The following is a 24946-nucleotide window of genomic DNA, read 5'->3' as shown; positions in this document are numbered from 1 at the left end:
GTAAACTTAGCTTAAACGAGGGGGATTAACCATGGCAGAAAAACAATTAATGGCCCATGCAGTGGGTGAACAGATGAAGCTGATGGCACTTTTGAAGAACGTGAACGTCCGGGTCGCCAAAAATGGTAAACAGTACCTTGATCTGACCTTTGAAGATCAGTCTGGTGAGATCACTGGTAAGTTTTGGGATGCCAGTGCCGCTGATATTGAACGGTTTAAAGCTGGCCGAGTGGTGCATTTAACCGGCAAGCGGGAAATGTATCAGGGCTCGCCACAGGTTAAGATCAGCGCTTTACGGCTAGCCAATGCCGATGAACCGCAAGATCCCAGTGAATTTGTGGTTCACGCGCCGATGAAAGCCAGTGAGATGGAAGATGAACTGAATCAAGTAGTCTTTGAGATCACTAATCAGGTCTGGAACCGGATCGTCCGTTTCTTGATTGCGAAGCACCGGGATGCCTTTTTCAGTTATCCGGCGGCCAAACACAACCACCATGCGTTTGAAGGTGGCTTGGCCTTTCACACCTTATCGATTCTACGGCTGGCACACAGCGTGGTGAAGCAGTATCCAGCCGTTAATGCCCCGTTGCTTTACGCGGGTGCCATCTTGCATGACCTTGGAAAAGTGATCGAATTATCCGGGCCGGTTTCCACGCAGTATACGGTGGAAGGGAACCTCTTAGGCCACATCAGTATTGTGGACGGCGAGATCGTATCGGCCTGCAACGAACTCAAGTTTGACGTGCATAACGAAAACGTGGTGCTGTTGCGGCACATGATCTTGGCGCATCATGGCCTAATGGAATATGGATCGCCAGTACGGCCCCGCTTGTTAGAAGCGGAAGTCCTGCATCAACTCGATGAATTGGACGCTTCCATCATGATGATGACGAACGCCGTTGAAAATACGACCCCCGGTGAATTTGGTGAACGGCTGTTTGCCATGGATGGCCGTTCGTTCTACCGGCCGAATGAACCAGAAGCCGGCAGTCAAGATGATCAAAAATAAGCAAAACAAAAGGTCGACCACAATGTGATCGACCTTTTGTTTTGCTTATTTTAAAGGATAAATTACTTAGAAACCTTTGATGAACTGCTTGAAGTCAAGTAGTCAGCAAGGACGTTTTGTAATTGACTATCCTTGATGGAAACATTACCCTTCTTGAGGACCTTAGAAACGACGCTCTTCAAAGTAGCGCTGTCGTTCATCCGCTTGTCATAGATCTGACTCTTCAGCTCAGATTCATGTTGCTTGTAAGTTCCCTTGCCAGGGTTGCTGTCCATCTTGATGACGTGGTAGCCATAAGAAGTCTTAACTGGGGTAGTGGTGTACTGGTTAGTCTTCAGCTTGAAAGCGGCCTTCTTAAAGGTGCCATCCAGTTGCGTATCAGTGTTGTCGAATGGATCTAACTTGCCACCCTTGTTCTTAGTCGCACTGTCAGTTGAGTACTTCTTAGCAAGTGAAGCAAAGCTCTTGCCAGCCTTCAACTGTTTGATAACCGTTTCGGCAGTAGATTTCTTAGAAACTAAGATGTGAGAAACCGTAACCTTTGGTTGGTAACTCTTGAATTGATTCTTGAGTTGCGCATCAGTTACCTTAGTATCAGCCTTAACAGCTTCCTTCAAAAGTAAGTTGCTGCGGATCTGCTGCTTCAATTGAGAAGCCGTCATACCACTTTGCTGAAGCACAGAGTTGAATGATGAGCCGTACTGTTTCTTGTAATTGTTGTACTGCTTAGTAACGTCTGAATCCTTAACTTTGCTGCCGAATTGCTTCTGCAAGACCTTGTTCAAGATCATTTGCTGTAAGACTTGCTTACCACTAGAAGTATTCTTTAGGCTGCTGTAAAATTGATCTTCCGTAATTTTACCGCCTGAAGTGGTAGCAACTGTTTTACTGCCACATGCTGCAAGAGTCAAACATAACATGACACCTGCAAGAGCAACGAGCCATTTTTTCATATTCGAAAACACATCCATTTCTTTCTAGATTAGTTTCATCCCGTTGGGACATCTTACTTAATATAACATAAACTGAAAACAATTTTCAGTTGTAAAGGGAACTTAATAAAAATTGAATACTTCTATTCATTCGATTTGGGATCCCCTAATTTTGACAAACGGTCATTGATCTCGTCCACGTGGGGCTGAATTTTAAATTGAAATTGGCCAACTGCGGCTTCGATGCCGTTAATGGCCGGCTGCGCTTTTTTAAGTTCATCCTGAAAATCGGCCAAGCGGGTCTTAACGTCAGCTGCTTGCTGGTTCACCTTGGTTAAAGCTTCCTTACGGGCTTGAACGTGGTCAACGGTTTCTTGGACGAACGCCTTTGGGGACTGCTGTTTGCGGTAAAGGTGAACCGCTAACGAGGCCCCCGCTGTGAGCAGGGCACTGGTTAAAAATCGTTTCATACTTTCACCTCACCTTAAAATTGTGCTTTGATGGCATTTTGAATATCGGTATAGGCTTTTTCGTCATACTTGCTGGAGTTATCCTTAAAGGTCATGCCAAAATCATCGTGGTCGGTGTAGCGGGGAATCAGGTGAATGTGAGAGTGAAAGACGGACTGATAAGCGACTTTACCGTTATTGTTTAAAATGTTTAAGCCTTTGATCTCTGGGTTAGAGGCTTTAATGGCTCTGGCAATCAGTGGCAGCTTGCTAAAAACGGCGGCGGCTAAGTCGGCGTCGTAGGCGTAAATATCTGGCACGTGGGTCTTAGGGACCACTAAGGTGTGACCCGGGGTACCCTGTGAAATATCCAAAAAGGCTTTGACATCGTCATCTTCGTAGACGGTGTAACTGGGAACATCACCCTTAATAATTTTGCAGAAAATACAATCATCATCATATTTATGAATCATTTCAGTTCCTCCTTTAAAAATCATAAAACTAGGTTAAGTATACCGCATTATTCCCAAATTCTATACACCGTTGCGTATGATATAATGAAACCAATTGACTAAAAATAACAGAGAAATGAGGGATGTTTATGACGCTTCAGGTGACGAATCTTGTCGGTGGCTATTCGCAGATACCAGTTTTAAAAGAAGTGACATTTGACGTTCAAAATGGTGAACTTGTGGGCTTAATTGGACTGAATGGGGCTGGTAAATCGACCACCATTAACCACATTATCGGACTATTGACACCTTTTAAGGGTGAAATCAAAATTAACGGCATTACTTTAAATCAAGATAAAAATGCGTATAAAAAACAGATTGCTTACATTCCAGAAACCCCGATTCTTTACCAGGAACTGACCCTAAAAGAACATCTGGAAATGACCATGATGGCGTATAGCTTAGATCGGGATAAGGCGTGGAAGAAAGCCAATCACTTGCTCAGTATTTTTCGCTTAGATAACAAGTTGGACTGGTTTCCAGCCAACTTCTCCAAGGGGATGAAGCAAAAGGTGATGATCGTGTGCGCCTTCATTACGGAAGCACCGTTATTCATCATTGACGAGCCTTTCTTAGGACTGGATCCGCTAGCAGTGCATGATCTGCTGGACCTGATCGATGAACAAAAGCAAAAGGGTGCCAGTGTGCTGATGTCAACGCACGTGCTCGACACCGCTGAAAAATACTGTGACCGCTTCGTGTTGCTGCACGACGGCACGGTCAAGACAGAAGGCACGCTGCCAGAGTTGCGCAAGGCTTTGCCGGATGCAGGGGAATCCTTAGATGACATCTACATGTCAATGACGAGGGCTGATCAGCATGAATAACTTATATCGAAAACGTTTAGCCAGTCATTTAAAAGAAATGTTTAAGTACCTGCGGCTGGTCTTCAATGACCACTTTGTGTTTGCGCTGCTGATCTTTATCGGCGGTCTCGGACTAGCTTACTCTAATGGGCTAAAGGGACTTTCACCCCATCTTTGGTGGGCGAGACCCGTGATCGTGGTGGTTTTGCTGCTGGTCCTTCAGCTGGGCCGGTTTGCCACGCTGTTCCAAGACGCTGATGTGGTTTTCCTGTTACCGCGAGAAGCCGATATTCGCCAGTATTTAAAAGGTGCCCGGTTGTATAGTGAGGGGCTAGCCTTCATTTATGAACTGTTTGGGATGTTTATCCTATTACCCTTCATTCAGGTGACCGATAGCATGCCAGTCTTTGATCTGGCCATGATAGCGGTCGCGCAATTACTGCTAAAGGACAGCTTGTTTAGTTTAGCCATCGTCAGTCGTTTTCAGGTCAAGGCCAGTTGGTTAAAACAAACATTTTGGTTCAAGTGGTTAGTCCCGCTGATCATTTTACTGGTCAGCGTTTACGGGATGCCATTGATTGGACTGCTGTTAGCGTTAATTCTAGCAGTTGGGCTGCGCGTAGCTGATCGCCGCTTCAATGCGGTACCGTTTGACTGGTGGCATGCTATTGGCTTAGAAAATAACCGAATGTTAGGCGTTTACCGGTTCTTTAACCTCTTTACTAACGTGCCGATGTTAAAAGGGGTGGCCAAGCGTCGCCGTTATTTGGACTGGCTGTTAAACAGCGTCAAAGCGACACCGAAAAACACTTACCTTTATCTCTATAGCCGCGGTATTGTGCGCAGCGGCGAATTTAGCGGCCTTTATTTACGGCTCACAATTTTGGGGATGATCCTGCTGTACTTCGTGCGCGGGACCTGGTTGCCCATCGCTTTAGCGGCGCTGTTCCTGTACCTGATCGGCTTCCAGCTGATTCCGTTTTACTGGCAGTTCGACGATATTGTGTTTACTCATCTGTATCCGATTGCCGAATCTCAGCGAGTGAACGGTTTCAGACGGTTAATGTTTGCCTTAACGGGATTAACAGCCATTTTATTTCTGATCATGGTCATCATCGCTAACCTAGATTGGCAAATGGGGCTGATTACATTAGTGATTGAATTAGTGGAAGTGGTCTTGATGGTGCAATATTATCTGCCGCTAAGATTGAAACGGAAAAAGTAGTGAAACGCAAAAACCAGTTGACTGAACTGGCTTGTTTGCCTAAAATGAACAGTAATCTTAAACGGCGAGCTTGATTTAAGTTCGCCGTTTTATCTTGGAAACCGGAGGAAAATATCATGCGGGTACGTAAGAAACCGTGGGCAGCACCCTACATTAAGGATCACGCAGATTTGATCGTAACGGATCCGGCATCGCAGCTGGGTCACTGGCAGGAACGTTTTCCAAGCCAGCAACCCATTCAGGTTGAAATTGGAATCGGTAAGGGACAATTTATTATTGAAATGGCTCGCCAAAATCCAGAGATCAACTTTTTAGGCATTGAAATTCAGGAATCGGTGATCGCCACTGCATTGCGCAAATTAGTTGAAAGCGGGCTGACAAACGTGCAGCTGGTTGAAACGGATGGCGCCAATATCGATACCTTGTTTGCTGAAGGGGAAGTCGATAAACTGTACTTGAACTTTTCAGACCCCTGGCCTAAAAAGCGGCATACTAAGCGTCGCCTGACCGCACCCAACTTTTTAGTTCACTATCAAAAAGTGCTTAAAAAAGCCGGCCGAATTCAGTTTAAAACGGATAACCGCGGTTTATTTGAATATTCGCTGATGAGCTTCAACAACTTCGGCATGACCTTTGAAGAAGTTTGGCTCGATCTGCATAACAGTGACGGTAACGTTGGCAACGTGCAGACTGAATACGAAGAAAAGTTCAGCGCTAAAGGGCCCATTTATAAGTTGGTTGCGCATTTCTAAATAAAAAATGCCCGCACTGTAAATTTACAGTGGGGCATTATTTAATGATTAAATGACGTCAACAGCTCAGTTAATTTGACGACGTATGCGAATCGATTAAAGACGCTGCATTTTTAAAATGCTGCCGGTCTTAGCATCCGCAATGAACTCGTAAGAAACGAGCTGATTATCTTCCAGACGTGAAAGACCGCCACTATAAACCATGGTGTGAATTGCAAATTGCGCGTGCTTGTGCGGATGTTCATCGATCCAAGTACCCTCGATCGTTGATTCCTTGCGAAAGGCCTGTTTGACCTGAGCTAGGATGGCATCCGGTGTCAGATACTGACGGGTAAACACGGTTTTTCCCATTAGAAAACCAAATAAGATACTTAACAGGGATAGCAGACTGAGTTGCTGATAATCTTTGACATTGAGTTCCATAGGCGTTTCCTCCTGCGCTGTTGTTTAGTATTATGGTAGCTCAAATTACGTTTTGATACCACATTAATGTCTTTTTTTGAAAAATGATGTATAATCAATTTACTAATTAAAAGTAAGTAAAGGAGCGTACACAATGGAAAAATTACCGCAAATGACAAAGGATCAACTATCTGAAAAAATTAAGGACGGCAGATACATGCTGTTCTTCTCAGCCACCTGGTGCCCTGATTGCGCCTTTATCAAGCCCGCAATGCCGGCAATTGAAGCTGAATATCCCGACTTTAAATTCCTGGCCGTTGACCGTGATGAAAACATTGATCTGGCCGTTGACTTAAATGTGTTAGGCATTCCCAGCTTTATTGCGTATAATAATGGTGAAGAAATCGGCCGCTTCGTTAACAAAGACCGCAAAACAAAACAGCAAGTAGAAGACTTTATTAACGCACTGTAAGTTCTCCTGCTTTTGAAAGGATGCTCCATGTTAATTTCTAGTTATAATCAAAAAGCACTGGGTGACGTGATGATTATCTACGTTGCACCAGATGCCAAAGAACAATCCGTTGTTACTAAGGGTGATTTTACCCGGATTTTTGATCCTAAAACTGATACGACCTTGGGCTATAACGTGGCTCATGTGTCAGCTATCTTAGGACCTATCGATCAGAATGGCCAAGTGTTTTTATCAGCCAAGCAAGTTGCCACGCTGAATGAGGCGCTGGCTGATGCTGGTTTTGAACCGGAATTAAAGGTCGATTTAGACGCCAGATTCATTGTCGGTTATGTCGAATCAGCTGAACCGCACCCTAAATCTAACCACTTATTAGTGACGAAGACCCGGGTTCAAGATGGGCAGACACTGCAAATCGTTTCCGGTTCACCGAACATGCAAGCCGATATTAAAGTGGTGGTTGCTGAAGTTGGTGCAATGATGCCAAATGGCGAGATTATTTGGCCTGGTAAATTGCGTGGCGTTGAAAGTGATGGTATGATTTCATCAGGAAGAGAATTAAAGATTCCTGGGGCACCCGATCGGCCGGGCGCGTTGATTTTACCTGATGATTACGAAGTTGGAACGCCATTTGACTTTAACAAGGCACAGACTTTATTCAGTTAGATGAACGACGCGAAAGGGGCCTTGGCTCCTTTTTATTTTGCCCTGAATTGATAACTTAACTAACTTGAATATTGAATGGATGACTAAATATGAATCACTATGATGGACCAGCTTTTTACCGGAGATATCGCCGACCAGACAAGTCGGATCAAGAATCCGCGTCACCACAATTTAAAGATCCTGGTAAACAGTCACACGAGGCGTCTGAAGAACCGGCAATTATGCGTCGAACTGAGGCGCAGCGGCAAGAACTGCTGCAGCACGAAGAGCGCCGTCAACAAGAAGAACAGCGCCAGCGTGAAGAACGACGTCAGCGCGAAACACCACCGGTACGTGAAGTGCCGCGACAGTCTAAGAGGCAATCGCAAGGCCCAGATGAAAGGCGGAATTCGACACCGTTTCGGCCAACTAAGATTCCTCAGCAGCTTAATCGAAGCGTGAGCCGGCCACCGAGAATTGATTATCCGGCGATCATTAAACGCTATTTTCAAAAAGAGGATAGTGCAGTGATCCTGTTTGACGATGGTAGCGAGCCTTTAAACCAGAATTTAGAGCAGGCTCAGCCACAGTCGAAAACTGACCAGTATCACGATCCTGAAAGTTCGACTGTTACGTCAGCAGCTACTACTAAACAATCAGAAGCGCCTGAGCAGACATCAGAAAATCATGCCCAGGATCAGAAACCGGTTCAGACTAGTGATAATGAACAATCGAAAACGAAAATTCAAACCACACAGTCAGTTGATGAAACAGCACCCGATAAGCCCGTTGATGCAGAACAACCAGCGCAATCAACCACTGATTCAGCAGCTTCAACGACAAGTGATGCAGTAGTTCACGAAAATGATGAGGTCTCAGATCAGACAGCTAGTTCTGCAGAAGATCAAGAACCTGTTTCATCACAGTCGGTTCAACCGCAGATTGAACCGACCAATGCTGCAGCTTTGGCAGCCAAACCGGTTACCGAACCCAAGCAGGAACAGCCGGTCACTGATCCTCAACCGGCGATACCAGTGCAGACGGCTGATAAGCAGCCAGAGCCTAAACCAGCGGAATCGAAAGCATCAACACCAAAAACACCAGCACCGAAAAAAACACCGTCGAAGCCAGAATCACAGCCTGAACACGGTTTGGGCCATTCTTTAGGCGATATTTTACAAGAGGAAAATACCAGTTCGCAAATGAATAAACTGGCATTATTTCACGATAAGCCAACGGTCAAGCCAGTGAGTGAGGTCAATTCAGATGAACGGGGGTATCAATTCCCCTCAACGTCGCTATTGACTAAACCCGTCGTGGCGGATGAAAGCGCGTTAGACGAATGGATCGAACATCAAGGTGAAGTCCTTGATGAAACACTGCAGGCTTTTCACGTAGATGCACACGTGGTGGACTGGACGGTGGGGCCAACGGTGACCCAGTTCCAGGTTCATTTAGCATTGGGTGTCAAAGTGAATAAAATTACCAATTTGACGGATGATCTGAAGCTGGCTTTAGCGGCGAAAGACATTCGGATTGAAGCACCAATTCCCGGCAAGACCACCGTTGGTATCGAAATTCCTAACCCGAAGACGCGGCCGGTCATGCTGTCAGAAGTATTGGGCTCAAAAGCCTTTAAAGACAGCAAGTCACCGTTGACTGTGGCCCTTGGGGTCGACTTATTTGGTCAGCCTAGAGTCTATGATCTGCGCAAGATGCCACATGGTCTGATTGCCGGGGCGACAGGGTCCGGGAAATCAGTCTTCATTAACAGTCTGCTGATTTCGTTACTGTACAAAGCAACACCTGCTCAACTGCGGTTACTGCTGATCGATCCGAAGGCGGTTGAATTAGCGCCTTATGATGGGCTGCCACACTTACTGTCACCAGTGATCTCTGATTCCAAGGCGGCAGCGGCAGCACTTAAATGGGCGGTCAAAGAAATGGATGACCGCTATGACCGCTTAGCAGCGGCTGGTGTTCGCAATATTGAACAGTACAACGAGCGCGCTGAACTAACGGGCAATGATGTGCAAAAATTACCATATATCGTGATCGTCATCGATGAATTAGCCGATTTAATGATGATGGCTTCTAGTGAGGTCCAAGACTACATCGTGCGGATTACACAAAAGGCACGGGCAGCTGGGATTCACTTATTGATTGCCACGCAACGGCCAAGCGTGGATATTGTGACCGGCACCATCAAGAACAATATTCCAACGCGGGTGGCCTTCATGGTCTCGTCACAAGTTGATTCACGGACCATTATTGATACGTCCGGTGCTGAGCGGCTGCTAGGGAAGGGCGATATGCTCTTCCTCGGCAACGGCGCTTCGCAACCAGTTCGGCTGCAAGGCACCTACGTTGATAAGGAAGTTGACCGGGTCACTGACTTTGTCCGGACGCAAGGTAAACCGCACTATGCGTTTGATCCGGATGGTCTACTGGAAAAACAGCAAGTCGCTGAGAGCCAAGACGAGTTACTGCCGGAAGTCTTGGACTATATTGTTCAGGAAAAGACGGTTTCGACTTCTAAGTTGCAACGGGTCTTTTCCATTGGTTACAACCGTTCAGCTAACTTAATTGATACTTTGGAAGACAAGCAGTATATTTCGGCACAAAACGGTTCCAAACCCCGTGATGTGTTTCTCACTGAGAAGCAGCTGGCTGAAATGCGGGCTCCCAGAACCGATTAAAGAGTGAAAGCCACTCATGTTACATTGCATAAAATGCACTGTTCAAGAAGTGTTCGCTCTGCTAAAATATTGATATGGACCAATGATGGCTGATTAACCAGCAATAGTCGGCCTAAATTAAATCATTGAAACGATGAAAAGAGGATTTTGATGGACAACACAACCACGTATTATTTTGTTGGAATCAAAGGATCAGGGATGAGCTCATTAGCGCTCATTTTACACGACAAGGGTTATAAGGTAGCCGGATCAGATATTACTCAGTACACGTTTACCCAACGCGGACTGGAACAGGCCAAGATTCCGGTTTATCCATTCGACGAAGCGAATATTCACGAAGGCTTAACGGTCATTGCTGGGAATTCCTTCACGGATGATCATCCAGAAATCAAAAAAGCACGGGACATGGGTCTGCCGGTATACCGGTACCATGAATTCCTGGGTAAGTTAATTGAAGGCTATACCAGTATTGGGGTTGCCGGTGCCCACGGTAAGACCAGCACCACTGGTTTGCTTTCACACGTGTTGTCCGGAATTGCACCAACCAGCTACTTGATCGGTGATGGAACTGGTAAGGGGACACCTAACGCCCGCTTCTTTGTTTACGAAGCTGACGAGTACCGGCGCCATTTCTTAGCCACTAAGCCGGACTATGCCATCATGACCAACATCGACTTTGATCACCCTGATTATTACAAGGATATCAACGATGTGTTCACTGCCTTCCAGACGTTTGCTAACCAAGTGACCAAGGGTATTTTTGCTTGGGGCGACGATGAAAATCTACGTCGGCTGAAGTCGGATGTGCCGATTTACTATTACGGTACCGGTGACAAGGATGATTTCCAAGCCCGCAATATTAAGCGGACCACTAAGGGTTCACAGTTTGATGTTTACTATCACGATGAATTTTTAGGCAACTACCACGTGCCGCTGTTTGGTGAACATAACGTTTTGAACACCTTAGCGGTTATTGCGGTGGCTTACTTTGAAGAGGTCGACCTGGATGCCATTAAAGATGAAATTCTAAGCTTTAAGGGTGTTAAGCGTCGTTTTGCTGAACGTAAAGTCGCTGACATGACCATCATTGATGACTATGCCCACCATCCTTCAGAGATTCGGGCAACCTTAGACGCTGCTCGTCAAAAATATCCCGATAAGAAGGTCATTGCGGTCTTCCAGCCCCATACTTTCAGCCGGGTGATTGCGTTGATGGACGACTTTGCTAAGGCTTTGAATAACGCTGATCAAGTTTACTTGACTGACATCTTCAGTTCAGCTCGTGAATCCAACGGTAAGGTTTCAAGTGCGGATTTGGCTAAGAAGATCAATAAGGGCGGCGAGATTCTGAAGTTGGATAACATGTCACCACTGCTGGATTACCATGATGCCGTTGTGGTCTTTATGGGTGCCGGCGATGTTCAGAAGTATGAACGGGCTTATGAAGAATTATTGAGTCACTTGTCTTTAAAGAATAACTAATGATTAATATTTTCTAAAGGATAACTTATTTCTAACCCAGACGATCGTTTTTGATTGCTTTTTATTCTAAGATTGTTAGAATGTATCGTTAATGAGGATCATAGAAGGAGGAACCTTGATGAACAATTTCGATGAACAGCCGCGGCGCGTGATCAATGCGGATGTTGGCTTGAACAAATTTTTAACCAAGATGTACGGGTGGATGGCGGTAGCCGTGCTGCTGTCAGCAGTGGCTGCACTTTACGTCACCACCACGCCATCCTTGATGTCGCTCTTTACCGGTTCATATCGAATCGTGCCAATCATTGTTTGGTTTGTCTTTCCATTCCTAGTTAGTGGTCAAGCAATGAAGCGACCCGCCGTTAGTTTTGTGTTATTAATGGTTTACGCGTTATTGACCGGTGGAATTTTGTCGATGTACGCGTTAGTTTACACCGGTACGACGATTGCCAGCGCGTTTGTTTCTAGCTCGACGATCTTCATTGCGATGGCGGTTTATGGTGTTGCAACCAAGCGTGATTTATCTCGAATTGGTGCGCAAGCAACTTCTGCTTTAATTGCATTGATCGTTGCCTTTTTAATTAACATTTGGCTGAAGAGTTCTTTGATTGCGTTTGTCTTCTCCATCATTGGAGTGGTGATCTTTACGGCTTTGACCGCCTCAGATAGCCAAAAGATGAAGCGGTTTTATTTACAAAGTGATGGCGGTGCCACCACTTCGACTGGGCTGGCAATTATCGGTGCCATGCAGCTTTATCTGGACTTTGTTAACTTGTTCATCCTGTTACTGCAGATTTTTGGTGGCATGGGTGACCGGGATTAATTTGAATAAAACAGTAACCATTTAAAAAAGTAGCGTACATTGTGCGCTACTTTTTTTGCTGATTTGGAAAGCTAAGATAACAGCGGGTTAATTTACCACTGAACTGATTTTTAATTGCTTAAATTCTCTGGTAAACTAGAGTTATGACAAATTGCGGAGGCTAACGATGACTGAATCAAAACGATTATTACTTATCGATGGCAACAGTGTGGCTTTTCGAGCTTTCTTTGCGCTGTACACGTCATTGAATAGTTTCACGAACGCAGACGGTTTGCATACCAATGCGATTTTTGGCTTTAACCGGATGCTCGACATTATGCTGGAACAAGTTAAGCCCACCGAAGCATTGGTAGCGTTTGATGCGGGTAAGGTGACTTTTCGGACTAAAAAATATGCTGACTACAAGGGCGGTCGTTCCAAGACCCCGCCAGAACTTTTAGAGCAGATGCCAGTGATCCGTCAACTATTGACCGCTCGTGGCATTAAATCTTATGAATTAAAAAATTACGAAGCCGATGATATTATCGGTACCATGGCGAAGCAGGCCGAAGAAGCCGGTTATGAAACGACCATTTTTACTGGCGATCGTGATTTGACCCAGTTGACCTCTGACAAAACCAGTGTGGCCGTGTCTAAAAAAGGGGTCACCGAAGTCGAAACTTATACCCCAGAACACGTGGAAGAAAAATTAGGCGTGCGCCCCAACCAGATTATTGAAATCAAGGGGCTGCAAGGGGATACTTCCGACAACTATCCCGGGGTCACCGGTGTCGGTCCTAAGACCGCGGTTTCCTTGATTCAGAAGTACGATACCATTGATGGGGTCTACGATAATCTTGATAAGATCACCGCTAAAAAAATGAAGGAACACCTGATTGAAGACAAGAATTCTGCCTTTCAATCCCGTGATTTAGCAACCATTCGCCGGGACGCGCCCATTGAAATTAAACTGAGTGACCTGGCTTACAAGGGTGATCAGCGTGATGAGTTAGTCGAATTCTACCAAGAAATGAACTTCCAGTCATTTTTAAATAAAATGAACGCTGATTCTGGTGATGAAGATGTTTTGGGGTTAAAACCAGTCAAGTTCACGGTGCTGACCGCTGATCATTTAAGTGACCTGGACCAGTTTAACGACCACGTATCGTTTTACCTAGAAATGCCTGAAGCGAATTATCATACGTCGACTTTTGCAGGCTTTGTGATCGGTGAAGGCGACAAGTGGTTTGTGAGCCGTGATGTGGACCTGTTAAAACAGGCCCCATTGAAGGCCTTATTAAGTGGCGAACAAGTTCAAAAAGACGTTTTTGACGTCAAACGGACTTACGTTGGCTTAAACCGGTTGGGGATCCATTTGGCTCACGTTGACTTTGACCTCTTACTGGCATCGTATCTGCTGGATACTAACGAAAACAGCAATGATCTTGGCCGATTAGCGTTTCAGCACGGCTACCATCAGATTCAATCGGATGAAGAAGTCTACGGGAAGGGTGCTAAACGCGCCATTCCAGACGATGACCAAATCTTCTTTGAGCATTTAACGCGCAAGGGCATCACGATCGAAGCGTTGAAGAAGTCACTCTTTAAGCAACTTGACAATAATGAACAAACTCAGTTGTATCGAGACCTTGAGCTACCAATGGCTTACGTCCTTGCGCACATGGAAATTGCGGGGATCATGGTGGATACTGACCGGTTGACAGCCATGCAAAGTGAGTTTACTGAACTGTTAGCGCAGACTCAGCAGACCATTTTTCAAGAAGCCGGCGAAGAATTTAACATTGGCTCGCCCAAGCAGCTGCAGCACATTTTATTTGAAAAATTAGGCTTAACGCCCATAAAAAAGACCAAGACTGGTTATTCAACTTCCGTAGATGTGCTGGAAAAGCTGGCCGCTGAAGCGCCAATCGTTGAAAACATCTTGAAGTATCGGCAAATTTCTAAGATTCAGTCGACCTACGTTGAAGGGCTATTAAAAGTGGTTCACAGTACCGACCAGAAGGTGCACACCCGTTACTTGCAGACGTTAACGCAAACTGGGCGTCTGTCTTCCGTGGATCCTAACCTGCAAAACATTCCGATTCGAACAGAAGAGGGCCGGCGCATTCGTCAGGCGTTTATCCCCAGTCACAAGGGCTGGCAGATCTTCTCGTCTGACTATTCACAAATTGAATTGCGGGTATTGGCGCACATTACTCACGATGCCAACCTCCAAGAAGCCTTTAGAGAAGGTGAAGATATTCACGCGTCTACCGCGCGGCGTATTTTCCACTTAGGACCGGATGCCGAAATTGATCCGAATATGCGGCGGCAAGCGAAGGCCGTGAACTTCGGAATCGTGTACGGGATCAGTGATTTTGGGCTGTCTCAAAATATTGGGATCACCCGTAAGCAGGCGCGCCAATTCATCGATACTTATTTTGAAGAATATCCCGGCGTTAAAAAATACATGACTGATATCGTGGCTTCCGCTAAGGACAAGGGCTACGTTGAAACGATTGCCCATCGACGCCGTTATTTACCGGATATCAACGCGCGCAACTTTAACCAACGGTCATTTGCCGAGCGGACGGCCATGAACACGCCGATTCAAGGCAGTGCAGCTGACATCATTAAAATTGCCATGATCAACATGGAAGATGCGATCAAGGATCTGCAGGCGACCATGCTGCTGCAAGTCCACGATGAGTTGATCTTTGAAGCACCTGCTGAGGAGATCCCCACACTGGAAAAATTAGTGCCAAGCGTGATGGATTCAGCCGTTAAACTGGAAATTCCATTAAAAGTGGAATCCCATTATGGCAATACTTGGTATGAAGCAAAGTAACCAAACAAGGAAGTGTCTTGGATGCCTGAATTACCAGAAGTTGAAACGGTTCGACGGGGGTTAACACGACTAGTGGGCCACGCTAAAATTTCAACCGTGGATGTTTATTATGAAAAAATGGTCTCACCTGAGGCTGATCAATTTAAAAAAATGCTCGCTGGCAAAACGATTGAACGCATCGACCGGCGAGGAAAGTACCTCTTATTTCGCTTCAATGATGAACTGACCATGGTGTCGCATTTGCGTATGGAAGGCAAGTACGACGTGCAGCCAGCTGGCAACCCCATCACAAAGCACACTCACGTGGTGTTCCATCTTGATGACGACCGTGATCTGCGGTACACCGATACCCGTAAATTTGGGCGGATGCACCTGTTAAAGACGGGCGAGGAGACGCAATTAGTCTCTGGTCTGAAAAAAATGGGGCCGGAGCCAACGGCGGAAACACTGACGGTTGACTACATGAAACAAATCTTTGGTAAAAGTAAAAAGGCGATTAAGCCCTTTTTACTGGATCAAAGTAACATTGCTGGTCTAGGCAATATTTACGTGGATGAAACGCTGTGGTTAAGCCGTATTTATCCGGAGCAGCCGGCTAACACGATCCCGGAATTTCAAATTCGTCAGCTGCGACAAAATATTATTACGGAAATTAACCGGGCAATTGCCGGTCACGGGACCACTGTGCATTCGTTCTCGACGGCCTATGGTGAAGCCGGTGAATTTCAGAATCATTTGATGGTCTATGGCCGTAAAGGTGAACCGTGTTTTCGTTGCGGGACCCCGATTGAAAAAATCAAGGTGGCCCAACGTGGTACTCATTTTTGCCCAGATTGCCAGGCCTTACGTGAACATCCTGGCGTGACGATGGTTCTTGGCCTGACTGGCGGGATCGCAACGGGCAAATCAGCCGTTAGCGACCTGTTCAAAGAATACGGTGTGCCGATCATTGACGCGGATCTCGTTTCCCGTAAGGTAGTTGAACCGGGGACTAAGGGGTTAAAAGCCATTCAAAGTACCTTTGGCTGGCAGATGATCCAACCAGATGGCACGCTAGACCGGCACGCGCTAGGCACCTTGGTGTTCAGCCAGCCGAAAGCTTTGGCCCAGTTGAATGAGATTATGGGGCCGCTGATCAAGACGGCGGTGGTCCGTAAATTGCAGGGCTATCGCAGACGTAAAGTGCCGTTGGTCGTGTATGACGCCCCCACGTTATTTGAGGCGCACGGCGCTTCGGGCGTCAACGAGATTATGGTCGTTACCATTCCAGCACAGCTGCAATTAAAGCGCTTGATGGCCCGTGATCAGCTGACTAAAAAAGACGCCTTGGCACGAATCAACGCGCAGTTACCACTGGCTGAAAAAGCCAATCGAGCCGATGTGGTGATTGATAACAGTCATGCGGTTGATAAAACGAAAGCGCAAGTGGTAAGATGGCTGAATGAAGCCGGATTCGGCTCATTAATTAAAGAAAAAACTAAACGTGTTGAAAACTAAAATGAATGATAAGGAATAAGGGGTGAGACTATGCACTGTCCACACTGTCACCATAATGGGTCACGGGTCGTTGATTCCCGGCCAACGGATGAAGGCCGAGTAATCAGACGGCGCCGTGAATGCGAAAACTGCGGCTTTCGCTTCACGACCTTTGAACGCATCGAAGCCACACCATTATTAGTGATCAAAAAAAACGGAACCCGTGAAGAATTTAATCGTGAAAAGATTTTACGGGGCATTATTCGCTCGGCGGAAAAGCGGCCAGTGGGCATGGATGTCATGACCAAACTGGTGGACGAAGTTGAAAACGAAGTCCGTGCGCTGGGTGAAAATGAAGTTTCCAGTCAACTGATCGGCGAATATGTCATGAAACGGTTAGCGGATATCGATGAGATTTCCTACATCCGTTTTGCGAGTGTCTACCGTCAGTTCAAGGATATGAGCGTCTTTTTGGAAGAGCTCAAAGATGTGATGAAAAAAGATAAGCAAAAAGGGACTTCTTCTGATAAATCCGATCAATCAGACAAGTCGAAATGAAACGGGGCATAATCATGGTGGAGCCAAAACAGCCACTCATGCCAAAAACGACGGTTGCCATTGTGGCCACGACGCGGCTTCAAGATGAACGTCGACGGGTATTAGACCTCCTCTATCAGCCAATCTTAGGCGTGTCAGCCTATAGCCTGGCAACCGTGATGTGGCGCCAGGTCGCTTTGACGGCTGATTTAAAAGTTGAGGTTACCCATACGGACCTCTTAGCACTGTTAAATATCAGTATGACGGCCCTTGAATCGGCCCGTCAGCGGTTAGAAGCAGCTAGTCTATTGCGCACGTATGAAAATCAGCCAGACCGCATGCCGGAGTTGATCTATGAACTGCAGCAACCGGTTAGCGGTGAGATGTTTTTCAAGGATGATCTGTTAAGCCTGCTGCTATTAGAAGTCGTTGGTGAACGGCAATTTGAACGTCTGCGGCAGGCTTTTTTGCCACGCCAACTGAAACGGGATAAGTGGCATGAGATCTCGAAATCGTTCTTAGACGTTTTTTCGCTGGATAATCGGCTAATTGCCACGCCGCCGAAGCTGATTGAAACTACTAAGGCGGCTTTTGACCAAGGCCAAACATCTGTGGAGCCTGAACAGCCCACGGCACCCGACTTTGATTTTGGGTTACTCTCTGAGCTGCTGAAACGATCCTACATTGATTTAACCGATTTGCAGCAGTATCGCCAGCTGATTATCAATGAACACCTGCTGTACGGCATCGATGAAACTGAGATGGCGCGCTATATTGGCGATGCCACTAATTTGGCGACCAATAAACTGGATGCGACACAGTTCAAGCGAACGGTCGCAGCAGCTTATCAGAGCGAAACGACGCCGGTGGTGGCATCGCAAAAGGCGGTCACTGCCAAAAAAGCCAGTGAAAGCCAAGAAGAAACGGCCTTGATCGCCGCAGCTAAGCAGTACGAACCGATGGCTTTCTTAGCGCAGATCAGGCAGCAGCAGGGCGGCTACGTTGCCAGCGGTGAACAGCGGATCGTTGAACAGATCGCCAGCAAGCAGATCTTTTCTAGCCCGGTAATCAACATTTTAATTTACGAAGTGCTGATCGACCTGAATAATCCAACGATTACTCAGCGGTTGACGGATACGGTTGCTAACCGTTGGGCCCAAGACGGTGTTAAGACACCGGAGGACGCGTTAGCCAGCATCCGCAAGTTCAAGGCGGAACGGGCGAAGCCAAAAGTGGGCCGGCGCCGAAATAATCAGAAAAATATCAAGGAAACTTTGCCAGACTGGGCGAAAAACGACTATCAGCCAACCACTAAAAAGCCGTTGACTCAGTCTGACAAAGAGCAATTTAACGCGCAGCTGAATAAACTCAAAAAACTGCGAAATGGAGGTGATTAGCGATGGAAAATATCAGTGAGTCGATGAAACGTTACATGGATCAGCACCAGCTCAATGCTAATTACCAGAAATTGATGAATACCGTGTATCAGGACGCTGACGTGCAGGCCTTTTTGAAGCAGCATGCGGATCAGCTGAATGCTGAACAGATCGACCGTTCGTCAGCTAAGCTTTATGAATACGTTAACGAGCGCAATAAGCTGGCTGCGGGAGAAACCACGTTTGCGCCCGGCTATGAACCCAAATTAGTCCTAAGCGACCATCTGGTTGAAGTGTCTTATCAGCCCACGGATGCGCAAAAAGACAAGTTAAAACAGGCGGCTTTGAAGCGCCGGGTCAATGCCATCATGATGCCTAAACTGGTCAAAAACGCCACGTTTGATGATTTTATTAACGATGCGGATCGGACGCAGGCCTTACAGGCAGCGGTGGCTTTCATTGAAGCTTATTCGAAGGATCAAAAGCATTTCCATCAGGGCCTTTATCTGTATGGCAGCTTTGGTGTCGGTAAAACTTATTTACTGGGTGCGATTGCTAATCAGCTGGCCGATATGGGCATCAAGACCACGCTGGTGCATTTCCCCAGTTTTGCGGTTGAAATGAAGAATGCCATTGCCAGCAATCAGGTTGCTGGCCGGCTGGATGATGTTAAGCAGGCGCAGATTTTGATGATCGACGACATTGGGGCTGACGCGATGTCTGCTTGGGTCCGTGACGATATTCTCGGTGTCATCTTGGAATACCGGATGCAAAACGAATTACCAACTTTCTTTTCATCGAATTTTTCAATGAAACAGTTAGAAACGGAGCACCTGGCTGAGACGCAAAAGGGCGACGTAGAGCCCTTGAAGGCCAAACGGCTGATGGAGCGAATTCGCTTCTTATCGCAGGAAATTGAAATGATTGGTGAAAACCGTCGACAAAAATAGAGTTGACACTTATTTTTCAAAGTGGTTTAATGTGAATTGTAATCAAATTCAAAGAAATTTAAATGTTTGAAAGACAAGATTTAGCTGAACTCTCCAAGAGAGAAGCACCACTTCTGGAAGTGCTTTGTGAGCGATTCTAAGTTACCACTTTCTCGAATGTGCGGTGGAAATACCGCATCGGCTGTCCCGTTATCACTGAATGAAGGTTTGGTTCGCAGTATGAATCAGATGAATTTCGGGTGGAACCGCGTAGAGACGTCCCGGTATGTACAGTAATGTGCATACCGGGATTTTTTAGTTTCACGGGTTCGGTGGTTTTCAGCATTTGAAGCAAGTAGATAAAAGGAGAAGAGTAGAATGGCAGATATTACGTTACAGTTCCCAGATGGCAAGCAACGACAGTTTGATGCCAATGCAACGACCAAGGATGTGGCACAGTCAATCGCTATCAGTTTAGCTAAAAAGGCGGTTGCCGGTAAATTAGATGGTCAATTGATCGATTTGAACGCCCCTCTAAAGCGCGACGGTAAGATCGAAATCGTGACGAAGGACAGCGCAGACGGCTTGGCAGTTTTACGTCAATCCGTTGCCTTACTCACTAAGGTTGCTTTGAAGGAAACCTTCCCTGAGATTCAGTTCGGTTCAGAAGTCGGCGATGCAGACGGCTTTTACGTGGATACTGATAAGCAGGATGGTCAGGTCAGTGTTGATTCATTGCCTGCCGTTACTGACAAGGTCCAAGCTTTCATCAATCAAAAATTAGCTATCAAGCACGTGATCGTCAGCAAGGCGGATGCCTTGAAGAAGCTTGAAGGCACTTCATACGAAGCTAAGCTGGTTGAAGACAGTGACAAGACTGAATTTCCATTTTACGAAATCGATGGTGTTTCCGTCTTAGCTAGCGGTGTTAGTTTCGACAACACTGGCGACATCAAGTTCTTCCGTCTGTTATCCGTTGCTGGTGCTTACTTTGAAGGTAAGTCATCTAACCCAATGCTCCAACGGATCTACGGGACTGCATTCTACAAGCAAGCTGATCTTGATGCTGACTTGCAAGCCCGTCAAGAAGCACGTGAACATGACCACCGTGTCATTGGTAATGATTTGGATCTCTTCTTCGTTGATCCTAAAGTCGGTGCCGGTTTACCATACTGGATGCCAAACGGTGCTACCATTCGTCGGACCATCGAACGTTACATCATCGATAAAGAAGTTGCCGATGGCTACCAACACGTTTACACCCCAGTGCTTGCCAACCTTGACCTGTACAAGACTTCTGGTCACTGGGCCCACTATCGTGAAGACATGTTCCCACCAATGGACATGGGTGATGGCGAAATGCTTGAACTGCGGCCAATGAACTGCCCAAGCCATATTCAAATTTATAACCACCACATTCGTTCATACCGTGAATTACCATTACGGATTGCTGAACTAGGTATGATGCACCGTTACGAAAAGTCTGGTGCCTTATCAGGTTTGCAACGGGTTCGTGAAATGACTTTAAACGATGGCCACACCTTCGTTGCTTTGGACCAAGTCCAAGACGAATTCAAGAAGATTCTGCGTTTGATCATGGACGTTTACAAGGACTTCAACATTAACGATTATAGCTTCCGGCTTTCATACCGTGACCCTGAGAACACTGAAAAGTACTTCGATGATGACGAAATGTGGAACCGTAGCCAAACCATGTTGAAGGGTGCCATGGATGACCTTGGCCTGGACTACTACGAAGCTGAAGGTGAAGCTGCTTTCTACGGTCCTAAGTTGGATATCCAAACTAAGACTGCTTTGGGTAATGATGAAACCATGTCAACCATTCAATTGGACTTCATGTTACCAGACCGCTTCGATTTGAAGTATGTTGGTGCTGATGGCGAAGACCACCGTCCAGTTATGATTCACCGTGGGATCGTTGGTACTATGGAACGATTCATTGCTTACTTAACTGAAATCTATAAGGGTGCTTTCCCAACTTGGTTAGCTCCTAAGCAAGTTAAGATCATCCCTGTTAGTGACAACAAACATGGTAAATACGCTGAAAGCCTCAGCAAGAAATTGTTGGCTGCCGGTGTTCGTGCTGAAGTTGATCACCGTGGTGAAAAGATGAACTACTTGATTCGTGATGCTCAAACGCATAAGATTCCATACACCTTGGTTGTTGGTGATCAAGAAATGGCTGATGAGGCCGTTAGTGTTCGTAAGTATGGTGAACAAAACAGTGAGACCATGAGCGCTGACAAGTTCAGAGACGAAGTTTTGGATGACATTGCCCATTACAGTAATTACAAGGGCTAAACATTTTTGAAAAGTGGCTTGACACACAAAATAATAAGGATATACTTGTTATTCGTGAGCTTAAAGTCAAGTGATTTGACTAATATTGCCTGTCATGGTATATTAGTGGAGTTGAAAAAATGTAAGTAGAAGCACCCGCTTCTCGCCTCGTGGCTCACGCTGCCTGGCTGATACGTAAATAAACCGGACCTGAAAGGGTTTGGGTATTTAACGGGTGCGCAATTGCGTGCCCGTTATTTATTTGGGCAAGACTTATATTTGATTGTTTTTAAACTCACTCGGAGGTGAATGACCATAGCAAACGATATGATGGTTAACGAAGGAATCCGCGCTCGTGAAGTACGGTTGATCGGTAATGATGGCGAACAACTGGGCATTAAGAGTAAGCGTGATGCGCTTCAACTGGCTGAAGATGCAGACTTAGATCTTGTTTTAGTGGCAGCGAAAGCAAAGCCACCGGTTGCCCGGATCATGGATTACGGGAAGTACCGTTTCGAGATGCAAAAGAAAGCACGTGAAGCCCGCAAGAAGCAAAAGGTCGTTAGCGTTAAGGAAGTTCGCTTAAGTCCATCAATTGATACGAACGATTTCAATACTAAGCTTAAGAACGCTAAGAAGTTCTTGGGTAAGGGTGAAAAAGTTCGGGTTTCAATTCGGTTTAAAGGTCGTGCCATTACCCATAAGGATATTGGCCGTCAAGTTCTAAACCGGATGGCTGAAGAAACAAGCGATGTAGCTTCTGTTGAACAACGCCCTAAGATGGACGGACGGAGCATGTTTTTGATGCTTGCACCAAAAAAAGAAGACTAGTTGTTTAGTATTTGAGGAGGATTTTCGATTATGCCAAAGATGAAGACAAACCGCGCCAGTGCCAAGCGTTTTAAGGTTACCGCCAAGGGCGGCATTAAGAGTGCGAATGCTTATACGAGTCACCGTTTCCACGGTAAGACTAAGAAGCAACGTCGTCAATTACGTGGGACTTCAATGATGAAATCTAACACGATTAAGAAAACTTACCGTCAATTACTGCAAAAGTAATTCTGATAAGAGGGAACACAATTTAATCGTTTATAACGATGATAACCGTAAGTATTAGGAGGAATTCAATATGCCACGAGTAAAAGGTGGAACAGTAACACGCGCACGTCACAAAAAGATTCTTAAATTAGCTAAGGGCTACCGTGGTTCAAAGCACCGTTTGTTTAAGGTTGCTAAGGATCAAGTCATGAAGGGTCGCCAATACGCATTCCGTGATCGGAAGGCCAACAAGCGTAACTTCCGTCGTCTTTGGATTGCTCGGATCAACGCTGCAGCCCGTATCAACGGTTTAAGCTACAGCAAGATGATGTTTGGCTTGAAGCAAGCTAACGTCGAAGTTAACCGTAAAATGCTAGCTGACTTAGCTGTTAACGATGCTGATGCTTTCAAGGCATTAGCTGACGAAGCAAAAAAGGCATTATAATTTAAACCTAAACGAGGCTGGATGAAGACTTCCAACCTCGTTTTTTGTTTTATTCGGTAGAGAAACGCCATAATCGTAGTAATGTCGGTAAAAATCTCGTATAATAAACTTTCAGTAATAGGATAAAGGAGTCTGTAAATGTTAGCACAATTTACACCAACTTGGATGATCAATGCGACTTATGATATTAACCCTAAGGAATTGAAGCGATTAGGGGTCAAAGTGGTACTGACAGATCTTGATAACACCCTCATTGCATGGAACAATCCTTATGGGACTGAAGAGCTAAGAGACTGGATGACGTCGTTAGAACGTGAGAACATTCAGTTGGTGGTTGTGTCAAACAATTCCCATCGCCGGGTTAAAAAGGCGGTGGCTGCTTTACAGTTACCCTTCATTTCCCGTGCACTCAAACCATTTTCCGGTGGTATTCGGCGGGCAATGCGCCGCTACCACGTTAGTAAAGATGAAGTTGTGATGGTTGGCGATCAATTACTCACAGATGTGGCTGCTGCTAATTTTAGCGGCATCCCAAGTATTTTAGTGAGACCAATCATTGAAAGCGATGCGTGGAACACGAAGATCAATCGCTTCTTTGAACGATTTGTGATGCACGCAATGCGCAAAAAACATCCAGAACTCAAGTTTCGAAAGGACTTAATTCATGAGCGAAACAAATAAAGATGAAGTGTTAGTTGATGGCGAAACCGTTTATTGTATCGGTTGCGGCGCCCAGATTCAGACTACGGAGAAAAATCGTCCTGGTTACACCCCAAAGTCGGCGTTAGATAAAGGGCTTGAAACCGGTGAGCTTTACTGTCAGCGCTGTTTTCGGTTACGGCACTACAATGAGATCGTGCCGGTTGGCCTGACAGACGATGATTTTCTGCGGTTATTGACGCAAATTCGCGATGCTAACGCTTTGATCGTTTACGTGGTCGATATTTTTGACTTTAACGGCTCGATCATTCCTGGCCTGCACCGGTTTGTCGGTGATAATCCGGTCATGTTAGTGGGCAACAAAGAAGATCTATTGCCAAGTTCATTACGCCGGTCAAAGTTACGTGACTGGTTGCGGCAACGTGCCAATGAACAGGGGATTCGGCCCATTGATGTTTCCCTATTATCGGCTAAAACCAATCAATCAGTGGATCAATTTTTAGAAAAGGTCGATAAGCACCGTGGTAACCGGGATGTTTACATCGTGGGTGTTACTAATGTAGGAAAGTCAACTTTGATCAATCAAATTATCCGTCGCAGCACCGGTGCCAAGGACGTGATCACCACGTCACGGTTCCCAGGAACGACCTTGGATAAGATTGAAATCCCACTGGGTGATGACCACAAGTTAGTGGATACACCAGGGATCATCCATCCGTCACAAATGGCTCATTATTTATCAGGCAAAGAACTTAAAATCGTGACACCGCAAAAGCAGATCAAGCCGAAAGTTTATCAGTTAAACGCTCAGCAAACGGTCTTTTTAGCGGGGGTTGCGCGGTTTGACTATGTTTCTGGTCCCAAGCACGGCTTTACCGTGTACGTTGAAAATACGTTACCGCTGCACCGGACTAAGTTAGAGAATGCCGATAACTTTTATGACAAGCACGTCGGTGATCTGCTGACACCGCCAGAAAGTCCCGATAATGACCTGCCGCCACTGGTGAGACACGAGTTTAAGATTACTGATAAAAGTGACCTGGTCTTTGAAGGCTTAGGCTGGATCACCGTTCCGGCTGGGACGGTGGTTGCCGGCTACGCCCCTGAAGGCGTGGGTGTTGTGGTTCGTCGAGCAATGATATAAGGAGAAAT

The 24946-nt window shown here is 46.0% G+C and carries 24 protein-coding genes, 1 pseudogene and 1 other annotated feature; of the genes and pseudogenes, 21 read left to right on the top strand and 4 right to left on the bottom strand.

Annotated features, from left to right (window positions below):
- The first annotated feature begins 49 nt into the window (after window positions 1-49).
- Window positions 50-1009 (top strand): 3'-5' exoribonuclease YhaM family protein, encoded by a 960-nt coding sequence (locus tag CES79_RS06300; RefSeq protein WP_408005812.1) that lies wholly within the window; start codon window positions 50-52, stop codon window positions 1007-1009.
- 62 nt (window positions 1010-1071) lie between these two features.
- Here CES79_RS06300 and CES79_RS06295 read toward each other — a convergent pair whose 3' ends face one another.
- The 3 genes from CES79_RS06295 to CES79_RS06285 form a co-directional block, all read right to left on the bottom strand.
- Window positions 1072-1962 carry a peptidylprolyl isomerase PrsA gene (locus CES79_RS06295; protein ID WP_089136648.1) on the bottom strand — a complete coding sequence of 297 codons (891 nt, stop codon included), beginning with the start codon at window positions 1960-1962 and terminating at the stop codon, window positions 1072-1074.
- Between the two features lie 122 nt (window positions 1963-2084).
- Window positions 2085-2411 (bottom strand): hypothetical protein, encoded by a 327-nt coding sequence (locus CES79_RS06290; RefSeq protein ID WP_089136647.1) that lies wholly within the window; start codon window positions 2409-2411, stop codon window positions 2085-2087.
- Between the two features lie 14 nt (window positions 2412-2425).
- Window positions 2426-2863 (bottom strand): HIT family protein, encoded by a 438-nt coding sequence (locus CES79_RS06285; RefSeq protein WP_054654975.1) that lies wholly within the window; start codon window positions 2861-2863, stop codon window positions 2426-2428.
- A 128-nt stretch (window positions 2864-2991) separates the two neighbouring features.
- Here CES79_RS06285 and CES79_RS06280 point away from each other — a divergent pair, with 128 nt between their 5' ends.
- From CES79_RS06280 to trmB, 3 genes are all read left to right on the top strand, one after another.
- On the top strand, window positions 2992-3729 hold the full coding sequence (locus CES79_RS06280; protein ID WP_089136646.1) for an ABC transporter ATP-binding protein: 738 nt from the start codon (window positions 2992-2994) through the stop codon (window positions 3727-3729).
- Window positions 3722-4933 carry an ABC transporter permease gene (locus CES79_RS06275; RefSeq protein WP_054654977.1) on the top strand — a complete coding sequence of 404 codons (1212 nt, stop codon included), beginning with the start codon at window positions 3722-3724 and terminating at the stop codon, window positions 4931-4933. The genes CES79_RS06280 and CES79_RS06275 overlap by 8 nt, the downstream gene beginning before the upstream one ends.
- Before the next feature lie 116 nt (window positions 4934-5049).
- Window positions 5050-5685, top strand: a complete 636-nt coding sequence (gene trmB, locus CES79_RS06270; RefSeq protein ID WP_089136645.1) for a tRNA (guanosine(46)-N7)-methyltransferase TrmB — start codon at window positions 5050-5052, stop codon at window positions 5683-5685.
- Between the two features lie 96 nt (window positions 5686-5781).
- Here the strand turns inward: trmB and CES79_RS06265 are convergent, their stop codons facing one another.
- Window positions 5782-6108 (bottom strand): PepSY domain-containing protein, encoded by a 327-nt coding sequence (locus CES79_RS06265; RefSeq protein WP_054654979.1) that lies wholly within the window; start codon window positions 6106-6108, stop codon window positions 5782-5784.
- Between the two features lie 133 nt (window positions 6109-6241).
- Between CES79_RS06265 and CES79_RS06260 the strand changes: the two genes are divergently transcribed.
- The 17 genes and pseudogenes from CES79_RS06260 to yqeH all read left to right on the top strand — a co-directional run bounded on the left by CES79_RS06260 (window position 6242) and on the right by yqeH (window position 24938).
- Window positions 6242-6559: a thioredoxin family protein gene (locus CES79_RS06260; RefSeq protein ID WP_089136644.1), complete on the top strand. Its 318-nt coding sequence runs from the start codon at window positions 6242-6244 to the stop codon at window positions 6557-6559.
- A 27-nt stretch (window positions 6560-6586) separates the two neighbouring features.
- Window positions 6587-7222: a YtpR family tRNA-binding protein gene (gene ytpR / locus CES79_RS06255; RefSeq protein WP_089136643.1), complete on the top strand. Its 636-nt coding sequence runs from the start codon at window positions 6587-6589 to the stop codon at window positions 7220-7222.
- A gap of 89 nt (window positions 7223-7311) precedes the next feature.
- Window positions 7312-9900: a DNA translocase FtsK gene (locus CES79_RS13165; RefSeq protein WP_089136642.1), complete on the top strand. Its 2589-nt coding sequence runs from the start codon at window positions 7312-7314 to the stop codon at window positions 9898-9900.
- Window positions 9901-10050: 150 nt separating this feature from the next.
- Window positions 10051-11382, top strand: a complete 1332-nt coding sequence (gene murC, locus CES79_RS06245; protein ID WP_089136641.1) for a UDP-N-acetylmuramate--L-alanine ligase — start codon at window positions 10051-10053, stop codon at window positions 11380-11382.
- A 118-nt stretch (window positions 11383-11500) separates the two neighbouring features.
- Window positions 11501-12205 (top strand): Bax inhibitor-1/YccA family protein, encoded by a 705-nt coding sequence (locus CES79_RS06240; RefSeq protein ID WP_054654983.1) that lies wholly within the window; start codon window positions 11501-11503, stop codon window positions 12203-12205.
- A 166-nt stretch (window positions 12206-12371) separates the two neighbouring features.
- The gene (polA, locus tag CES79_RS06235) at window positions 12372-15032 is read left to right on the top strand and encodes a DNA polymerase I (RefSeq protein WP_089136640.1); all 2661 of its coding nucleotides are present in this window, start codon (window positions 12372-12374) and stop codon (window positions 15030-15032) included.
- Between the two features lie 21 nt (window positions 15033-15053).
- Window positions 15054-15863 (top strand): annotated as a pseudogene (gene mutM / locus CES79_RS13085) (bifunctional DNA-formamidopyrimidine glycosylase/DNA-(apurinic or apyrimidinic site) lyase); the annotation flags it as partial.
- Window positions 15864-15899: 36 nt separating this feature from the next.
- Entirely contained in the window at window positions 15900-16529 is a 630-nt protein-coding gene (gene coaE, locus CES79_RS13080; RefSeq protein WP_225362334.1) for a dephospho-CoA kinase, read from the top strand.
- Between the two features lie 30 nt (window positions 16530-16559).
- Window positions 16560-17066 (top strand): transcriptional regulator NrdR, encoded by a 507-nt coding sequence (nrdR, locus tag CES79_RS06225; RefSeq protein ID WP_089136638.1) that lies wholly within the window; start codon window positions 16560-16562, stop codon window positions 17064-17066.
- A 14-nt stretch (window positions 17067-17080) separates the two neighbouring features.
- Window positions 17081-18442, top strand: coding sequence for a DnaD domain protein (locus CES79_RS06220; protein ID WP_159459468.1), 1362 nt, complete (start codon window positions 17081-17083; stop codon window positions 18440-18442).
- Between the two features lie 2 nt (window positions 18443-18444).
- A complete protein-coding gene (dnaI, locus tag CES79_RS06215) occupies window positions 18445-19371 on the top strand; it encodes a primosomal protein DnaI (protein ID WP_089136636.1) in 927 nt (308 codons plus the stop codon).
- Between the two features lie 357 nt (window positions 19372-19728).
- Complete coding sequence (gene thrS / locus CES79_RS06210) at window positions 19729-21672, top strand: threonine--tRNA ligase (protein WP_054654991.1); 1944 nt, start codon at window positions 19729-19731, stop codon at window positions 21670-21672.
- Between the two features lie 117 nt (window positions 21673-21789).
- Window positions 21790-21920 (top strand) — a sequence feature (ribosomal protein L20 leader region).
- 40 nt (window positions 21921-21960) lie between these two features.
- A complete protein-coding gene (infC, locus tag CES79_RS06205) occupies window positions 21961-22482 on the top strand; it encodes a translation initiation factor IF-3 (RefSeq protein WP_089136635.1) in 522 nt (173 codons plus the stop codon).
- A 30-nt stretch (window positions 22483-22512) separates the two neighbouring features.
- Window positions 22513-22710, top strand: a complete 198-nt coding sequence (gene rpmI, locus CES79_RS06200; RefSeq protein ID WP_054654993.1) for a 50S ribosomal protein L35 — start codon at window positions 22513-22515, stop codon at window positions 22708-22710.
- Between the two features lie 70 nt (window positions 22711-22780).
- A complete protein-coding gene (rplT, locus tag CES79_RS06195; RefSeq protein WP_089136634.1) occupies window positions 22781-23134 on the top strand; it encodes a 50S ribosomal protein L20 in 354 nt (117 codons plus the stop codon).
- Between the two features lie 138 nt (window positions 23135-23272).
- Window positions 23273-23815 (top strand): YqeG family HAD IIIA-type phosphatase, encoded by a 543-nt coding sequence (locus CES79_RS06190; RefSeq protein ID WP_089136633.1) that lies wholly within the window; start codon window positions 23273-23275, stop codon window positions 23813-23815.
- Entirely contained in the window at window positions 23799-24938 is a 1140-nt protein-coding gene (yqeH, locus tag CES79_RS06185; protein ID WP_054654999.1) for a ribosome biogenesis GTPase YqeH, read from the top strand. Before CES79_RS06190 ends, yqeH begins: the two co-directional genes overlap by 17 nt.
- The last annotated feature ends 8 nt before the right edge of the window (window positions 24939-24946 follow it).

The sequence above is a fragment of the Secundilactobacillus silagei JCM 19001 genome (assembly GCF_002217945.1).
Classification (GTDB): domain Bacteria; phylum Bacillota; class Bacilli; order Lactobacillales; family Lactobacillaceae; genus Secundilactobacillus; species Secundilactobacillus silagei.
Note: the sequence above shows the minus strand (reverse complement) of the source record. Positions and strands in the feature narration are given on the sequence as shown.

Excerpts from the sequence above, each read along its gene's own strand:
- CES79_RS06300 (WP_408005812.1), top strand. The coding sequence starts at position 50 with ATGGCCCATGCAGTGGGTGAACAGATGAAGCTGATGGCACTTTTGAAG.
- CES79_RS06295 (WP_089136648.1), bottom strand. The coding sequence starts at position 1,962 with ATGAAAAAATGGCTCGTTGCTCTTGCAGGTGTCATGTTATGTTTGACT.
- CES79_RS06290 (WP_089136647.1), bottom strand. The coding sequence starts at position 2,411 with ATGAAACGATTTTTAACCAGTGCCCTGCTCACAGCGGGGGCCTCGTTA.
- CES79_RS06285 (WP_054654975.1), bottom strand. The coding sequence starts at position 2,863 with ATGATTCATAAATATGATGATGATTGTATTTTCTGCAAAATTATTAAG.
- CES79_RS06280 (WP_089136646.1), top strand. The coding sequence starts at position 2,992 with ATGACGCTTCAGGTGACGAATCTTGTCGGTGGCTATTCGCAGATACCA.
- CES79_RS06275 (WP_054654977.1), top strand. The coding sequence starts at position 3,722 with ATGAATAACTTATATCGAAAACGTTTAGCCAGTCATTTAAAAGAAATG.
- trmB (WP_089136645.1), top strand. The coding sequence starts at position 5,050 with ATGCGGGTACGTAAGAAACCGTGGGCAGCACCCTACATTAAGGATCAC.
- CES79_RS06265 (WP_054654979.1), bottom strand. The coding sequence starts at position 6,108 with ATGGAACTCAATGTCAAAGATTATCAGCAACTCAGTCTGCTATCCCTG.
- CES79_RS06260 (WP_089136644.1), top strand. The coding sequence starts at position 6,242 with ATGGAAAAATTACCGCAAATGACAAAGGATCAACTATCTGAAAAAATT.
- ytpR (WP_089136643.1), top strand. The coding sequence starts at position 6,587 with ATGTTAATTTCTAGTTATAATCAAAAAGCACTGGGTGACGTGATGATT.
- CES79_RS13165 (WP_089136642.1), top strand. The coding sequence starts at position 7,312 with ATGAATCACTATGATGGACCAGCTTTTTACCGGAGATATCGCCGACCA.
- murC (WP_089136641.1), top strand. The coding sequence starts at position 10,051 with ATGGACAACACAACCACGTATTATTTTGTTGGAATCAAAGGATCAGGG.
- CES79_RS06240 (WP_054654983.1), top strand. The coding sequence starts at position 11,501 with ATGAACAATTTCGATGAACAGCCGCGGCGCGTGATCAATGCGGATGTT.
- polA (WP_089136640.1), top strand. The coding sequence starts at position 12,372 with ATGACTGAATCAAAACGATTATTACTTATCGATGGCAACAGTGTGGCT.
- coaE (WP_225362334.1), top strand. The coding sequence starts at position 15,900 with ATGGTTCTTGGCCTGACTGGCGGGATCGCAACGGGCAAATCAGCCGTT.
- nrdR (WP_089136638.1), top strand. The coding sequence starts at position 16,560 with ATGCACTGTCCACACTGTCACCATAATGGGTCACGGGTCGTTGATTCC.
- CES79_RS06220 (WP_159459468.1), top strand. The coding sequence starts at position 17,081 with ATGGTGGAGCCAAAACAGCCACTCATGCCAAAAACGACGGTTGCCATT.
- dnaI (WP_089136636.1), top strand. The coding sequence starts at position 18,445 with ATGGAAAATATCAGTGAGTCGATGAAACGTTACATGGATCAGCACCAG.
- thrS (WP_054654991.1), top strand. The coding sequence starts at position 19,729 with ATGGCAGATATTACGTTACAGTTCCCAGATGGCAAGCAACGACAGTTT.
- infC (WP_089136635.1), top strand. The coding sequence starts at position 21,961 with ATGACCATAGCAAACGATATGATGGTTAACGAAGGAATCCGCGCTCGT.
- rpmI (WP_054654993.1), top strand. The coding sequence starts at position 22,513 with ATGCCAAAGATGAAGACAAACCGCGCCAGTGCCAAGCGTTTTAAGGTT.
- rplT (WP_089136634.1), top strand. The coding sequence starts at position 22,781 with ATGCCACGAGTAAAAGGTGGAACAGTAACACGCGCACGTCACAAAAAG.
- CES79_RS06190 (WP_089136633.1), top strand. The coding sequence starts at position 23,273 with ATGTTAGCACAATTTACACCAACTTGGATGATCAATGCGACTTATGAT.
- yqeH (WP_054654999.1), top strand. The coding sequence starts at position 23,799 with ATGAGCGAAACAAATAAAGATGAAGTGTTAGTTGATGGCGAAACCGTT.